Origin of the sequence: Bradyrhizobium sp. SBR1B, assembly GCF_014198205.1 — a bacterium.
Lineage (GTDB): Bacteria > Pseudomonadota > Alphaproteobacteria > Rhizobiales > Xanthobacteraceae > Bradyrhizobium.
On sequence record NZ_JACIHC010000001.1, the window covers coordinates 498342 to 511788 of the forward strand.

General features: G+C 64.9%; 15 protein-coding genes. 5 read left to right on the top strand and 10 right to left on the bottom strand.

The genetic code is table 11. The features are described 5' to 3' along the window. Positions 1–27: 27 nt before the first annotated feature. Positions 28–2238 carry a phosphoribosylformylglycinamidine synthase subunit PurL gene (gene purL, locus GGD61_RS02590; RefSeq protein ID WP_183230038.1) on the bottom strand — a complete coding sequence of 737 codons (2211 nt, stop codon included), beginning with the start codon at positions 2236–2238 and terminating at the stop codon, positions 28–30. 184 nt (positions 2239–2422) lie between these two features. On the opposite strand from purL, the gene GGD61_RS02595 reads away from it, so the two are divergent. Together GGD61_RS02595 and GGD61_RS02600 are read left to right on the top strand one after the other, a co-directional pair. Beyond that, positions 2423–2902, top strand: a complete 480-nt coding sequence (locus tag GGD61_RS02595; RefSeq protein WP_038948054.1) for a PaaI family thioesterase — start codon at positions 2423–2425, stop codon at positions 2900–2902. Positions 2903–2978: 76 nt separating this feature from the next. Then, positions 2979–3938: a DMT family transporter gene (locus tag GGD61_RS02600; protein ID WP_183230040.1), complete on the top strand. Its 960-nt coding sequence runs from the start codon at positions 2979–2981 to the stop codon at positions 3936–3938. A gap of 9 nt (positions 3939–3947) precedes the next feature. Here the strand turns inward: GGD61_RS02600 and GGD61_RS02605 are convergent, their stop codons facing one another. The 3 genes from GGD61_RS02605 to purQ form a co-directional block, all read right to left on the bottom strand. Beyond that, positions 3948–4685, bottom strand: coding sequence for a tetratricopeptide repeat protein (locus GGD61_RS02605; RefSeq protein WP_092259042.1), 738 nt, complete (start codon positions 4683–4685; stop codon positions 3948–3950). A gap of 176 nt (positions 4686–4861) precedes the next feature. Further along, positions 4862–5851, bottom strand: coding sequence for a tripartite tricarboxylate transporter substrate binding protein BugD (locus tag GGD61_RS02610; RefSeq protein ID WP_183230041.1), 990 nt, complete (start codon positions 5849–5851; stop codon positions 4862–4864). After that, positions 5848–6549, bottom strand: coding sequence for a phosphoribosylformylglycinamidine synthase subunit PurQ (purQ, locus tag GGD61_RS02615; RefSeq protein ID WP_018316596.1), 702 nt, complete (start codon positions 6547–6549; stop codon positions 5848–5850). Before purQ ends, GGD61_RS02610 begins: the two co-directional genes overlap by 4 nt. 165 nt (positions 6550–6714) lie before the next feature. Here purQ and GGD61_RS02620 point away from each other — a divergent pair, with 165 nt between their 5' ends. Next, positions 6715–7731 carry a magnesium and cobalt transport protein CorA gene (locus GGD61_RS02620; RefSeq protein ID WP_018316597.1) on the top strand — a complete coding sequence of 339 codons (1017 nt, stop codon included), beginning with the start codon at positions 6715–6717 and terminating at the stop codon, positions 7729–7731. Positions 7732–7740: 9 nt separating this feature from the next. On the opposite strand, the gene GGD61_RS02625 is transcribed toward GGD61_RS02620, so the two are convergent. From GGD61_RS02625 to purC, 3 genes are all read right to left on the bottom strand, one after another. Then, positions 7741–8256 carry a hypothetical protein gene (locus GGD61_RS02625; RefSeq protein WP_312012515.1) on the bottom strand — a complete coding sequence of 172 codons (516 nt, stop codon included), beginning with the start codon at positions 8254–8256 and terminating at the stop codon, positions 7741–7743. A 185-nt stretch (positions 8257–8441) separates the two neighbouring features. Then, on the bottom strand, positions 8442–8684 hold the full coding sequence (gene purS, locus GGD61_RS02630; protein WP_092259039.1) for a phosphoribosylformylglycinamidine synthase subunit PurS: 243 nt from the start codon (positions 8682–8684) through the stop codon (positions 8442–8444). A gap of 13 nt (positions 8685–8697) precedes the next feature. Next, complete coding sequence (gene purC / locus GGD61_RS02635) at positions 8698–9465, bottom strand: phosphoribosylaminoimidazolesuccinocarboxamide synthase (RefSeq protein WP_173015815.1); 768 nt, start codon at positions 9463–9465, stop codon at positions 8698–8700. A gap of 323 nt (positions 9466–9788) precedes the next feature. On the opposite strand from purC, the gene GGD61_RS02640 reads away from it, so the two are divergent. Further along, positions 9789–10112, top strand: coding sequence for a DUF1476 domain-containing protein (locus GGD61_RS02640; RefSeq protein WP_018316600.1), 324 nt, complete (start codon positions 9789–9791; stop codon positions 10110–10112). Between the two features lie 5 nt (positions 10113–10117). On the opposite strand, the gene GGD61_RS02645 is transcribed toward GGD61_RS02640, so the two are convergent. After that, positions 10118–11092: a LysR family transcriptional regulator gene (locus GGD61_RS02645; protein WP_183230043.1), complete on the bottom strand. Its 975-nt coding sequence runs from the start codon at positions 11090–11092 to the stop codon at positions 10118–10120. 111 nt (positions 11093–11203) lie between these two features. Here GGD61_RS02645 and GGD61_RS02650 point away from each other — a divergent pair, with 111 nt between their 5' ends. Next, entirely contained in the window at positions 11204–12031 is an 828-nt protein-coding gene (locus tag GGD61_RS02650; protein WP_183230045.1) for an oxaloacetate decarboxylase, read from the top strand. Here GGD61_RS02650 and cynS read toward each other — a convergent pair. Next, positions 12018–12506: a cyanase gene (gene cynS, locus GGD61_RS02655; RefSeq protein WP_018316603.1), complete on the bottom strand. Its 489-nt coding sequence runs from the start codon at positions 12504–12506 to the stop codon at positions 12018–12020. The two genes, GGD61_RS02650 and cynS, sit on opposite strands and share 14 nt — an antisense overlap. A 14-nt stretch (positions 12507–12520) precedes the next feature. After that, positions 12521–13444 (bottom strand): ABC transporter ATP-binding protein, encoded by a 924-nt coding sequence (locus GGD61_RS02660; protein WP_183230047.1) that lies wholly within the window; start codon positions 13442–13444, stop codon positions 12521–12523. Positions 13445–13447: the final 3 nt, after the last annotated feature.

Below are 13447 nucleotides of genomic sequence, written 5' to 3' on the forward strand. Positions count from 1 at the left end.
GGCTCCTCGCAATGACGGATGGCGTCGCTACGCCGCCTTCCCACCCATATATTCCGGCAGCCAGCGCTCGAACGACTTACGGAGCGCATCGATCGCCACGGGCGCTTCGCCCGCGATCGCGATCGCATCGCCGCCGGTGGTGCCGATCCGCACGCAGGGCACTTCGCAGCCGCGCATCTTGGCGAGCACGCGGCCGGCTTCGGTTTCCGGCACGGTGACGAGATAGCGCGCCTGGTCCTCACCGAACCAATAGGCCTGCGAGATCAGCGAGGTCGGCGCCGCCAGCAGCTTGGCACCGATGCCGCTCGCCATCGCCATCTCGGCGAGTGCGATCAGGAGGCCACCGTCCGAGAGATCGTGCACGGCGGTTGCGGTACCGCCATGGATCATGCCGCGCACGCAGTCGCCGTTGCGCTTCTCGGCGGCGAGATCGACCGGCGGCGGCGCGCCCTCCTCGCGACCGCAGATATCGCGCAGGTAAACGGACTGGCCGAGCCAGCCATGGGTCTCGCCCACCAGGAGGATCGCTTCGCCCTCGGCCTTGAAGGCGAGCGAGGCAGATTTGGTGAAATCGTCGAGCAGGCCGACGCCGCCGATCGAGGGCGTCGGCAGGATCGCGCGGCCATTGGTCTCGTTGTAGAGCGAGACGTTGCCGGAGACGACCGGAAAGTCCAGCGTGCGGCAGGCTTCCGAGATGCCCTTCAGGCAGCCGACGAACTGGCCCATGATCTCGGGCCGCTCAGGATTGCCGAAGTTGAGATTGTCGGTGATCGCGAGCGGCTTGCCGCCGACCGCGGTGATGTTGCGCCAGGCTTCCGCCACCGCCTGCTTGCCGCCTTCGAACGGGTCCGCCTCGCAATAGCGCGGCGTGACGTCGACGGTGAGCGCGAGGCCCTTCGGCCCGTCCTCGACGCGCACGACCGCTGCATCGCCGCCGGGACGCTGCATGGTGTTGCCGAGGATGACGTGGTCGTACTGCTCCCAGACCCAGCGCTTAGAGCACATGTCGGGCGTGCCGATCAGCTTCTCCAGCGCAGGCCCGAGGCCCATCGGCGCCGGCACGTCGCGCGCATGCACGACCGGCAACGCGGCGGAGGGGACATGCGGACGGTCGTAGAGCGGCGCCTCGTCGCCGAGCTCCTTGATCGGCAGATCGGCCATGACGTCACCGCCATGCTTGACGACGAAGCGCTTGCTCGGCGTGGTGTAGCCGACCACGGCAAAGTCGAGGCCCCACTTCTTGAAGATCGCCTCGGCTTCTTTTTCCTTCTCGGGCTTGAGCACCATGAGCATGCGCTCCTGGCTCTCCGAGAGCATCATCTCGTAGGCGCTCATGCCGGTCTCGCGGGTCGGCACCGCATCGAGATCGAGGTCGACGCCGAGGTCGCCCTTGGCGCCCATCTCGACGGCCGAGCAGGTCAGGCCCGCCGCGCCCATGTCCTGGATCGCGATGACGCAGCCCTTCTCCATGATCTCGAGGCAGGCTTCAAGCAGCAGCTTCTCGGCAAAGGGATCGCCGACCTGCACCGTCGGGCGCTTCTCCTCGGACTTGTCGTCGAACTCGGCCGACGCCATCGAGGCGCCGTGGATGCCGTCGCGCCCCGTCTTGGAGCCGAGATAGACGATCGGCATGTTCACGCCGGAGGCCGCCGCATAGAAGATCTTGTCGGCATCGGCGAGGCCTACCGCCATCGCGTTGACGAGGATGTTGCCGTCATAGCGGGTGTGGAAGCGCACCTGGCCGCCCACGGTCGGCACACCGAAGGAATTGCCATAGCCGCCGACGCCGGCAACGACGCCGGAGACGAGATGCCGGGTCCTGGCATGCTCGGGCGCGCCGAAGCTGAGCGCATTCAGGCAGGCAATCGGCCGCGCCCCCATCGTGAACACGTCGCGCAAGATGCCGCCGACGCCGGTGGTCGCACCCTGATAGGGCTCGATGTAGCTCGGGTGGTTGTGGCTCTCCATCTTGAAGACCACAGCCTGGCCGTCGGCGATGTCGATCACGCCGGCATTCTCGCCGGGACCCTGGATCACCCAGGGCGCCTTGGTCGGCAGGCCCTTGAGATGGATGCGTGACGACTTGTACGAGCAGTGCTCGTTCCACATCGCCGAGAAGATGCCGAGCTCGGTGAAGGTCGGTTCCCGCCCGATCAGCTTCAGGATGCGCTCGTATTCGTCGGGCTTGAGCCCGTGGGCGGCAACCAGTTCGGGGGTGATCTTGGGTTCGTTCTTCATGGATTCGAGGCTTTCGGCGGCGGTTTGGCCGTTCTTAGGAACATCGGGGGCTTCCGGAAAGCCCTTTCTGGCGCATTTTCCCGCTGTCCCACGTTTTGCAGGCGGGGACGGCGGGAACAGGAATTGCACGGCGCGGACGGATCGGATTTAAGGGCTAAAGACCCGCAATTGAAGGCCCATTTCCTTGCACGAGTTGACCAAAGCGCCCCCGCCCCGCCGCCCCGACCTCCACGTCGCCACCGAGGGCGAATTTGTGGGCTGGCGGACCTGGATTCGCGACAGTTTTGAGTCCCATGTCGGCCCCTTCTGGCACCGGATCGAGGCGGACGGCAACGTCCGCAGCGCCTTCAGGGTCGAGAAAAAGCACCTCAACGGCTCCGGGAACGTCCACGGCGGCTGCTACATGGCCTTTGCCGACTACTCCCTGTTTGCGATCGCCACCCATGTCCTGGACAGCCGGGCGGTGACGACCAATTTTGCATGTGAATTCCTCGACGCGGCACGCGAGGGCGAGCTGATCGAATGCACCGGCGAGGTCACCCGCGCCGGCGGCTCGCTGATCTTCCTGCGCGGCAAGATGATGTCCGGGACGCGCGTGCTGCTGACCTTTTCCGGCACAATCAAGCGGATGAAGCGGAAGGCGCTACCTCAGCCAAACGCATAGCTCGGCGGCTTCCCTTTTCAGGTCCCCTCGCCCAGACTTCCCGGCAAGCACTATCGCGCCGGGGAGCAGGAACAAGGTGCCGCAGAGCACGTCGGAGGCGAGTCGCGCGACGGCCGCCGCACCACTGTCGCCCATCGCCGCCACCGGCGCGCGCAACTGGCGCGACTATGCGCTGCTGCTCGCGCTCGCCTGCTGCTGGAGCTCGACCTATCCGCTGGCGAAGCTGGCGCTTCCCACCATCCCGCCCATCACCTTCATCTCGGCACGCTCGCTGATCGCGGCTGCCTTCCTGCTCGCGATCCTGTGGATGCGTGGCATCAAGGTCCCGACCGACGCGAAGGCGTGGAAGCTGTTCGCGACCCAGCAATTGATCAACTCGACCTTTCCGTTCCTGATCATCACCTGGTCGCAGCAATATGTGCCAGCGTCGAACACGGTGGTGCTGGCCTCGACGACACCGATCTTCGCGTTCCTGATCACCTCGCTGATCACCCGGCATGAGCCGGCAACGCTGCTCAAGCTCGCCGGCGCGATTTTGGGACTCGCCGGCACAGTTCTCATCGTCGGCCTCGACGCGCTGCGCGGCTTCGGGAGCGAGATCGTGGCGGAAATCGCGATTTTGCTCGCGACCATCTCCTTTGCCTGCGCCACGATCTTCGGCCTTCGCCTCTCCGAATACGACCCGATGGTGGTGGCGGCCGGCTCGCTGTTGTTCGGCGGCCTCATCCTGTTGCCGCCCTCGCTGATCATCGATCAGCCCTGGACGCTGCAGCCGACCTCGACCGCAATCGTCGCCACCATCGTCATGGGAATCGTCTCGAGCGCGCTGGGCTTGATGCTGTTCTACGTCTGCCTCGGCCGGCTCGGCACGCTGACCACGAACGCGCAAGGCTATTTGCGCATCCCGATCGGCGTCGGCCTCTCCGTGCTGCTGCTCGGCGAGAGCGTGCCGTCCAACCTCGCGCTCGGCCTGCTGCTGGTGATGGCAGGTGTTGCGGCCATGACGGTGCCGGCGGAGCGTCTGAAGCTGCGGTAAGCTCGCCGCTCAAGCCGAAATCTGCTTCTCCGCGATCGACAGCCATTCGGCCTGCGCCTTGCGCAGATATTTCGGCGCGCGCCGCATCTGGATCAGGAGCTCGTTGAAGACCATGCGTGCCTCGGCGCTGCGGCCGACCGTTTGCAGCAGCATGCCGTAGCGCACCCGCGCCTCGGCGCCGGGGAAGTAGCCGGCGAGCGCGTGATATTCCTCGAGCGCCTCGTCGAGCCGGCCGACCTCGGCGAGCGCGCGGGCATAGAGCAGATGCGCGTCGGCGGAATCGAAGTCCGGCCATTGCTTCTGCAGATCGTCCAGCGTGGCGAGCGCATCGGCCGGGCGGCTGGCGGCAAACTGCGCCTGCGCCTTGCGCAGCGCATAGGCGGGATCGTGGCCCATCGACAGCTTCAGGATGTGATCGTAATGCGATTCCGCTTCGGCGAACCGGCCGATATTTGCGCACTCTTCCGCCAGCGCCGCACGGTTGGAGATGGTGTCGGTGCCGGCCAGCCGGTCGGACAGCTCGCGATAGCGCTTCTCGGGATCGAGCCGGTTGGCAACACGCTGGCGCGCCTGCCGCGCGCCGGGGCTGGAAAACCATTCGGGAATGAGCTCGACCGCGATATAGGCGATCGCGCCCATCAGCGGCACCATCAGGATGATGAAGGCCCAGGGCCGCAACCGTCCGGTTCGCGAGGCGTGATAGATCAGGGTGATATCGAGCAGCAGAACGACCAAAGCGACGGGCATGTGACATCCGGACAGCACAACGGCAGCGCCGCTTCCTGATATCGCAACTCGCGCAGGGAAACAACTTTGAGTTGCCCCTGCCCGCGAAATGGGCGAACCCGGACGCACTGTGACGGCGACGAAGAGTCAGTCGCCCCAAACGCGACGCAGGTTCATGAGATCGTTGCCGAACGCGGCTACTTGTTGGCGTCGTCCGCCAGCATCTTCCGGTATTTTTCGACGTCTCGCGTCACGAGCTGCTGCAGCAGCTCCGGCGTATGCTCGCTTGCATCGGGCGCAACGGTCGAAAGGTCGGCAAAGCGCTTCTTCACCGCGTCGGTCTCCACGGCCGTGCGCGCTGCGGCGTTCAGCTTGGCAATCACGGCCGCCGGCGTGCCCTTCGGCGCGAACAGGCCGTTCCAGCCCTGTGCCTCGAATTCGGGCAGGCCCGCCTCCACCGACGTCGGCAGGTCGGGCAGCGTGGCGAGCCGCACGGTCGAGCCGACCACGAGCCCTTTCACCAGCTTCTCGTTGATCGATTGCGAGACCGACGCGGCGGCATCGCAGACGCCATCGATCTGGCTGCCGACGGCGTCGGTGAGCGCGGGCGCGGCGCCGCGATAGCCGACCAGCGTCGCGTCGATGCCGGCGGCGGTGACGAAGCTCTTGCAGATCAGATAGTTCGAGGAGCCGACGCCGGCATGGCCGAGATTGATCTTGCCGGGATTGGCCTTGGCGTAGGCGATGAACTCCTTGAGGTCCTTCGCCGGAAAATCCTTGCGGAGCGCGATGATGCCGAACGTCTTCGCCACCATGGCGATCGGCACGAAAGAGTCAGGCGCGAACGGCAGTTTTGGATAGATCGTGTAGGTCGCGGCGTTGGTGCCGGCATTGCCGATCGCGATGGTGTAGCCGTCGGGCTCGGCGCGGGAGGCGCGCGCCAGCGCGGTCGAGCCGCCGGCGCCCGCAACGTTCTCGATCACGATGGTCTGGCCGAGCGCGATGCCCATCTGCTCGGCCACGGCGCGTGCGATCACGTCCGAGGTGCCGCCGGCCGCGAACGGCACGATCATGGTAACAGGACGCTTGGGATAATCCTGCGCGAACGCGCCAGTTGCGAGCGAAAATGACGCGAGCGACAGCGCCGCGATCGCGGCGAGTGACCGCTTCAGCCCGAACGAAATCACGCGGCCTTTTCCAGATGCGCGGTCAGGCCCGCGAACAGGCCGCGGCCATCGGTGCAGCCCATGATGTCTTCGACGTGGTTTTCCGGATGCGGCATCATGCCGAGCACGTTGCCTTTGTCGTTGACGATGCCGGCGATCGAATGCGCCGCGCCGTTGATGTTGCTGTCATCGTCGACCACGCCGGCGGCGGAACAGTAGCGATAGAGCACCCGCCCCTCGCCTTCGAGCCGCTTGATGGTCTCTTCATCCGCCTCGTAATTGCCTTCGCCATGGGCGACCGGCACGCGGATCACCTGTCCGGCATTGTAGCCGCGGGTGAACGGTGTGTCGGACCGCTCGACGCGCAGATGCACGTCGTGACAGATGAATTTCAGCCGCTCGTTGCGCATCAAGACGCCCGGCAACAGGCCGGATTCGCAGAGGATCTGAAACCCGTTGCAGACGCCGAGCACGAGGCCGCCCTTGGCCGCATAGTCGCGCACCGCGTCCATCACCGGCGCGCGCGCGGCAATGGCGCCGCAGCGCAAATAGTCGCCGTAGGAGAAGCCGCCCGGCACCACCACGAGATCCGTGCCCGCAGGCAGCGCCGTCTCGGCGTGCCAGACCATCGCCGGCTCGCTGCCCGAGATCATCCTCAGTGCACGCGCCATGTCGCGTTCGCGGTTGATTCCGGGAAAGACGAGGATGGCAGCTTTCATGTTCGGGTTCCGACGGTGATGGGAATCGGGCTGGCCAAAGGGCCAATTCGTGAAGAGACATAGCCATTTGACGGGGATTTTACCAGTGCTAGCCTTGCCGGACGGCCTTGTACACAGGCCATAGCCGAGGCACTTTTGCCCGCGATCTTGCCCGGGATTGAAGCCATGAACGTCCCGTCGCTGCCCACATCCCACTCCGAGCCCGTGTCCACCGAGGGCGTCGTCGCCGCCGGCGCCTATGTCGATGGACGCCGTATCGCCAATATCGCCATCAGCGAGGCCTCGAGTTGGCGGGCCAAGCCCGGCCACGTGGTCTGGATCGGCCTGCACGAGCCCGACATGGCGCTGCTCGGCGCGGTGCAGAAGCAATTCGACCTGCACGAACTAGCGATCGAGGACGCCAACCACGCCCATCAGCGACCCAAGATCGAGCAATATGGCGAGGCCCTGTTCATCGTGGCGCGGACGGCGCAGCTGGTCGAGGGCCGCATCGCCTTCGGCGAGACCCACATCTTCGTCGGCGAAGGTTATCTGGTCTCGGTGCGCCACGGCGCCTCGACGTCCTACACGCCGGTGCGCGAACGCTGCGAAAGCTGCCCGCGGGCACTCGCGCGCGGCGAGGATTACATCCTCTATGCGATCCTCGATTTCATCGTCGACAATTACTCGCCCGTGCTCGAGAGCATTCACGACGAGGTCGAGGGCATCGAGGACGACGTGCTGTCCAAGCCGATCAGCAAGGCGCAGATCGAGCGGCTCTACATGCTGCGCCGCGACCTGCTGCGGCTGCGCAACGCGATCGGGCCGCTGGTGGAGGTCTGCCGCCGGCTGGAGCATGACGAGCTGTCGATGGTGCGGCAGGCCATGCAGCCACTGTTCCGCGACGTCACCGACCACGTCCGCAACATCCAGGAGCGCATCGATTCCATGCGCGAGGTGCTGGCCTTCGCCTTCGAGGCCAGCCTCCTGGTCGGCCAGGCGCAGGAGACGGCGGTGTCGAAGAAGCTCGCCTCGTGGCTTGCGATCATCGCGATCCCGACCGCGCTGGCCGGCATCTACGGCATGAACTTCAAGCACATGCCGGAGCTGGAATGGGAGTACGGTTATTTCATGCTGCTCGGCGTGATGCTGACTGCATGCGGCTCTCTGTACTGGCGGTTTCGCAGAGCGGGCTGGCTGTAGCGCCGGCACTCAGCGCTTGGCCGGCATCAGCACCACTATCACCCCGATGGCGAATTGCGCATAATTTTCGGAGCTGGCTTTTTCGGTGGCCGCCGAACTGATCAGGCTGGCGGCGCCTCGATCGCCAAACAAATAGCCACTGACCTGATATTCCTTCGTGCCGTCAGGCTTCATCATCAGTCGGCGCGCCTTGAACAGGCGTGGCACCTTGGTGCCGCTGTCGCCATCAATTCCGAGAATCGAGATCTTCTGTCCCGGCGTCCGTTGCTCCAGCATCTTGACGATTTGCGTCTGCTCTTGCCGGAATTGCTCCAGCGTCATTGTGTTGCCGGGAGGATAGAACCGAAAGCTCACCCTCGACTGCGCACCGCAGGCGGGTTGCTCGCACAGGAACATGTGGACGTCGTTGGGCCTCAGCTCATAGCGGAATCCGCCGACCGAGAAAGGCGGGCCGCGCTCCGCCCCGGATTTCGGGGCCTCGGCGAAAGCCGTGCCGCCCGCCAGCAGCGCGGCGAGCAGCGACAACAAGCAAACGTAAGACCGCATCGATACTCCCGCAACCCTGGCCTATCAGGCCGCCCCGCCAAAACTTATAGTTGGGGCCCTCGGGATGCGCTAGTGCAGTATCGGTTAGAGACCTCGGCGCGCGTTGTGGATGCTGGTCGTGCTCAACGGATGCGCCGCGACGAAGATGAGGATGCAACGCATCTTCACCCGAGCAGCTCCACCCGATAATTCTCGATCACGGTATTCGCCAGCAGCTTGTCGGCGGCTTCCTTCAGCGCGGCTTCCGCCTTGGTCTTGTCGGCGCCGGCGAGCTCGATGTCGAACACCTTGCCCTGGCGGACGCTGGCGACGCCGTCGACGCCGAGCGACTTCAGCGCGCCTTCGATGGCCTTGCCTTGCGGATCGAGGATGCCCGTCTTCAAGGTAACGGTGACACGTGCCTTCACGTCAAAAATCCCCTCAGCTCTTCACCAGCACCGGGCCGGAGCCCTGCGGACGCTCGTTCTCCATGAGGATGCCGAGGCGCTTTGCAACTTCAGTATAGGCCTCGAGCAAGCCGCCGAGATCCCTGCGGAAACGGTCCTTGTCGAGCTTCTCGTTCGACTTGATGTCCCACAGACGGCAGCTGTCCGGCGAGATCTCGTCGGCGACGATGATGCGCATCATCTCGTTCTCGAACAGGCGTCCGCATTCCATCTTGAAGTCGACGAGGCGGATGCCGATGCCGAGGAAGAGGCCGGTGAGGAAGTCGTTGACACGGATGGCAAGCGCCATGATGTCGTCGATCTCCTGCGGCGTCGCCCAGCCGAAGGCCGTGATGTGCTCTTCGGACACCATGGGGTCGTTGAGCTGGTCGTTCTTGTAGTAGAATTCGATGATCGAACGGGGCAGCTGGGTGCCCTCCTCGATGCCGAGGCGCTGTGACAGCGAGCCGGCAGCGACGTTGCGCACCACTACCTCGAGCGGCACGATCTCGACCTCGCGAATCAGCTGCTCGCGCATGTTGAGGCGGCGGATGAAGTGGGTCGGCACCCCGATGTCGTTGAGGTGCTGAAACAGGTACTCCGAGATCCGGTTGTTGAGGACGCCCTTGCCCTCGATCACCTGATGCTTTTTCGCATTGAACGCGGTCGCGTCGTCCTTGAAGTGCTGGATCAGGGTACCGGGCTCCGGGCCTTCATACAGAACCTTTGCCTTGCCTTCATAAATGCGACGCCGACGGCTCATGGGGATGTACCGTGTTTTGTTGAAATCCATGTATTTGGTGTGCTCCGGTTACTAGGATTTACGACCCACAGCGGAGCTGCCGTGAACGGCCCGGAACCCCATCTATAACCCTTGGAAACAGAACGGGAACCAAGCCTTCAGGCAACCTATCCGATTGGCTGACCGAGCACAATCGATCCGGCCGTCCGGCACCAACTTATACCGTCTTGCCCTGCGGCTTAACGGCCCGTTGTTTTGCCGATTCGTGCTCTCTATGTAGGCATGCAGTCGGGTCGCCGCAACGGAAGGCTCCCGCTCCATCAGCACGGGATTTGGAACAAGGCATGAGCGAGTTCGACAAGCGCCAGGAAGGTTTCGAGAAGAAGTACGCCCTCGACGAGGAGCAGAAATTCAAGGCGGAGGCCCGCCGCAACCGGCTGCTCGGGCTGTGGGCGGCCGAAAAGCTCGGCATGTCCGGCGATGCCGCCACCGCCTATGCCAAGGAGGTGGTCGCGGCCGACTTCGAGGAGGCCGGCGATGCCGACGTCCTGCGCAAGCTGACAACCGATTTCGCCGCCAAGAACGTCGCCGTCACTGAGCAGGCGATTCGCGCCAAGATGAGCGAGCTGCTCGCGGTCGCCGCCGCCGAGGTGAAGGCGGGGAAATAATACGCTCAGGCCCGACGCCGGCGCGCAATGACCTTGCGCGCCGGCGGTCTTTTTTGGGCGCCCCGCCTGGCCGGGCCGTCGAACGTGGCGTAGTCGCGGCGGATGGTCTCCAGCAGATGCTGAGCGGCAGCACTCAGGAAGCCGCCGAGACGAGTCACCAGGACGATGTGCTGGTCCGCGGCGAGATCGCCGACGGTGATCGTCGAGATCGCTCCCGCATGCAGCTCCTCCGCCACATGGCTCCGCGCCAATAGCGCAAGGCCGAAGCCCGCCTCCACGAGCCGCTTTTGCGCCGTGAGGCTGTCCACCGCCGTCCACTCCACGTCCCCGAGGCCTTGCGTCAGGAACAGCGCGAACACGTGAGCCGCTGCGATCTCACGGCGGCCGCGCGTTTCCGGGAACGCGATCCAGCGCTCGCCGCGAAGCTCGGCAAGCCGCTTGACGCGCTTGTTGGCGAGCGGATGGTCGGACGCACAGACCACCTGCAACGCCTCGCTCAGCACCAGCTCACAGGCGAGATCGCCGGCCAGGTCGGTATTGTAACGCAAGCCGATCGTGGCCTCGCCGCGCCGGATGAGATCAGAGACCTCCGCGCTGGTCGCGGTCCGCAGGGCAAGCGCGACCGCGGGATTATCCGCGGCAAACCGTTTCATGATGCCCGACAGGCGGCCGTCGGCGAGCGTGCCGGTCACGGCCAGCGAAACCGGACCCGAAGGCTGCTTGGTCAGCGCACGTATCGCCTGCTCGGCGTCCTGCGCCGCCGCGACGGCGCGCTCGGCATAGGGGATCAGCACGCGCCCGGCGTCGCTGAGCCGCGTACGGCCCGCGATCCTCTCGAACAGGAGCACGCCGAGCTCCTGCTCCAGCAGCGCAATACGGCGCGAAATCGCCGGCTGCGAGCGATGCAGGAATTTCGCGGCATTCGAGACCCCGCCTCTGCGATGAACGGTCAGGAAGGTATTGAGGGCATCGCTGTCCATGGCGGACACCTCATGCAAAAAACTGATGACTATAAGAGGAATAACAAATTTGGCGGATGGCGAGAATGCCCCTAAGGCTTGCCGGCAGACAAGGTCAAGCGGAGACGAGCCATGACGAGCCAATTGGACAAAGCGAAAGCATTTCGCGCCCTGCACGAGCGGCCCGGCGCGTTCATCATTCCCAACCCCTGGGATGCCGGCACCGCAAAACTGCTCGCCGCGGCCGGCTTCGAGGCGCTTGCAACCACGAGCCTCGGCCTTGCCAACATGCAGGGAAGCTCGACCGTCAGCCTGGACGCGATCCTTGAGAATTGCCGCGCGATCGCGCAGGCCACCGATCTTCCGGTCAGCGTCGATCTGGAAAACTGCGGCGCGCACGATCCGAGACGCGCAGCCGAGGCGATCCGGCGCGCCGCCGAGGCCGGTGCGGTCGGCGGCTCGATCGAGGATTCGACGGGCGACCGCGATCGGCCGATCTACGACTTCTCGCTGGCGGTCGAGCGCGTGCAGGCGGCCGTCGAGACGGCGCGCTCGCTGTCGTATCCCTTTACGCTGACGGCGCGGGCGGAAAACCTTCTCCACGGGCGCAACGATCTCGACGACACGATCCGGCGGCTTCAGGCGTACGAAGCGGCGGGCGCGGATGTCCTCTACGCCCCCGGGGTCCACGACCTTGCCACGATCAGGACGGTCGTCGCCTCGGTCGGAAAACCCTTCAACCTCGTGATGGGTTTTGCCGATCCGACGCTGACGCTCGCACAATTGTCCGCGGCCGGCGTCAAGCGCATCAGCGTCGGTGGCGCCATGTCGCGATACGCGCTGGCCGCCTTCCTGAAGAGCGCGCGCGAGATGAAGGAGAATGGCTCCTTCACCTATGTTCGCGAGATGGCACCGATCAAGGACCTGCGCGCCGCCTTCGCCGCGGTCACTCCTCCTTGAAGCCGTATTCCGGCACGTTGCCGCTGGCGCCGTAATATTTGTACGGCAGGAATTTGCCGCTCATGGTGATCTTGACGCGGTCGCCCTTCGGGTTGGCGACGCGTTCGATTCCCATGTCGAAGTCGATCGCCGACATGATGCCGTCGCCGAATTCTTCTTCGATCAGCGCCTTCCAGGCCGGGCCGTTCACCATCACCATCTCGTAGAAGCGATAGATCAAGGGATCGGTCGGCGGCATCGGCGTGCCGGCGCCGCGCATCGGCACCTCGTTGAGCATCGCCGTCTCCGCCTTCGACAGGCCGAACAGCTCGCCGGCATTGGCGGCCTGCGGCTTCGTCAGCTTCATCTGGCCGAGAATGGCGCCGACGATGAGGACCTCGGAATACCCCCCGATCTTGTCGCAGATGTGCTTCCAGCTCCAGCCCTTCTCGCGCTTGATGTCGAGCAGCTTCTCGGTGAGGTCTTCGCGTTTCATGTCAGGTCTCCGTTTCAGGCAGTCAGTCCGGGACTGGTCCCGGGAATCAAGGTCTGGCGTTGCTCGTCACCACTGGTCGCGATGGTCAGGCCGGGCTTGCCGATAGGCACCAGCGGCACATTCCGCGGATCGTGACCGGGTGTCTCGGCGGTAAACGTCTTGCTGCGCGTCACCAGGAAATCGATGATGTGGTTGCGCAGCGCGTAGTAGAGCGGATGGCGGTGCAGATCGGTGCGGCCGCGGTCTCTCGGCAGTGGGTTCTCGACCACTTCCGCGAGCACCGCACCGGGCCCGTTGGTCATCAGGAAGATCTTGTCGGCGAGGTAGATCGCCTCGTCGACGTCATGGCTGATCATGAACGCGGTCTGCCCGGTCTCGAGGCAAATGCGCCGCACCTCGTCCTGCAGAGTGCCGCGCGTCAGCGCGTCCAGCGCCGAGAACGGCTCGTCCATCAGCATGATCTTCGGCGTGATCGAGAGCGCACGTGCGATGCCGACGCGCTGCTTCATGCCGCCCGACAGCTCCGACGGGCGCTTGTGCTCGGAGCCGGTCAAGCCGACGAGATCGATGAAGGTTTGCGCGTGCGCTTTCACCTTGGCGCGGTCCCAGCTCCGCCATTTCGAGCTCACGGCATAGGCGACGTTGCCGAGCACGCTGCGCCAGGGCAACAGCGCGTGGCTCTGGAAGATCACGGCGCGGTCGAGGCTGGTGCCCGAAATCGCCTGCCCGTCGACGATGACGGCGCCCTCGCTCGGCGCATTGAGGCCGGCGAGGATGTTGAGCACCGTGGTCTTGCCGCAGCCGGAATGCCCGATCACACAGGCAAACTCGCCGCGCGCCATCGAGAGCCACAGGTTCTCGAAAACCGTGGTCGTGGCACCGCCGGCGCCCGGATAGCGCTTCGCGATGGCTTCGATCGAGATGAATTTGTCGGTCATCGC

What these genes read in the sequence shown, in the direction of transcription:
- purL (WP_183230038.1), bottom strand. Translation starts at nt 2,238, where the DNA reads ATGAAGAACGAACCCAAGATCACCCCCGAACTGGTTGCCGCCCACGGG.
- GGD61_RS02605 (WP_092259042.1), bottom strand. Translation starts at nt 4,685, where the DNA reads ATGCCCGTCGCTTTGGTCGTTCTGCTGCTCGATATCACCCTGATCTAT.
- cynS (WP_018316603.1), bottom strand. Translation starts at nt 12,506, where the DNA reads ATGAAACGCGAAGACCTCACCGAGAAGCTGCTCGACATCAAGCGCGAG.
- GGD61_RS02640 (WP_018316600.1), top strand. Translation starts at nt 9,789, where the DNA reads ATGAGCGAGTTCGACAAGCGCCAGGAAGGTTTCGAGAAGAAGTACGCC.
- GGD61_RS02650 (WP_183230045.1), top strand. Translation starts at nt 11,204, where the DNA reads ATGACGAGCCAATTGGACAAAGCGAAAGCATTTCGCGCCCTGCACGAG.
- GGD61_RS02660 (WP_183230047.1), bottom strand. Translation starts at nt 13,444, where the DNA reads ATGACCGACAAATTCATCTCGATCGAAGCCATCGCGAAGCGCTATCCG.
- GGD61_RS02620 (WP_018316597.1), top strand. Translation starts at nt 6,715, where the DNA reads ATGAACGTCCCGTCGCTGCCCACATCCCACTCCGAGCCCGTGTCCACC.
- purQ (WP_018316596.1), bottom strand. Translation starts at nt 6,549, where the DNA reads ATGAAAGCTGCCATCCTCGTCTTTCCCGGAATCAACCGCGAACGCGAC.
- GGD61_RS02645 (WP_183230043.1), bottom strand. Translation starts at nt 11,092, where the DNA reads ATGGACAGCGATGCCCTCAATACCTTCCTGACCGTTCATCGCAGAGGC.
- purC (WP_173015815.1), bottom strand. Translation starts at nt 9,465, where the DNA reads ATGAGCCGTCGGCGTCGCATTTATGAAGGCAAGGCAAAGGTTCTGTAT.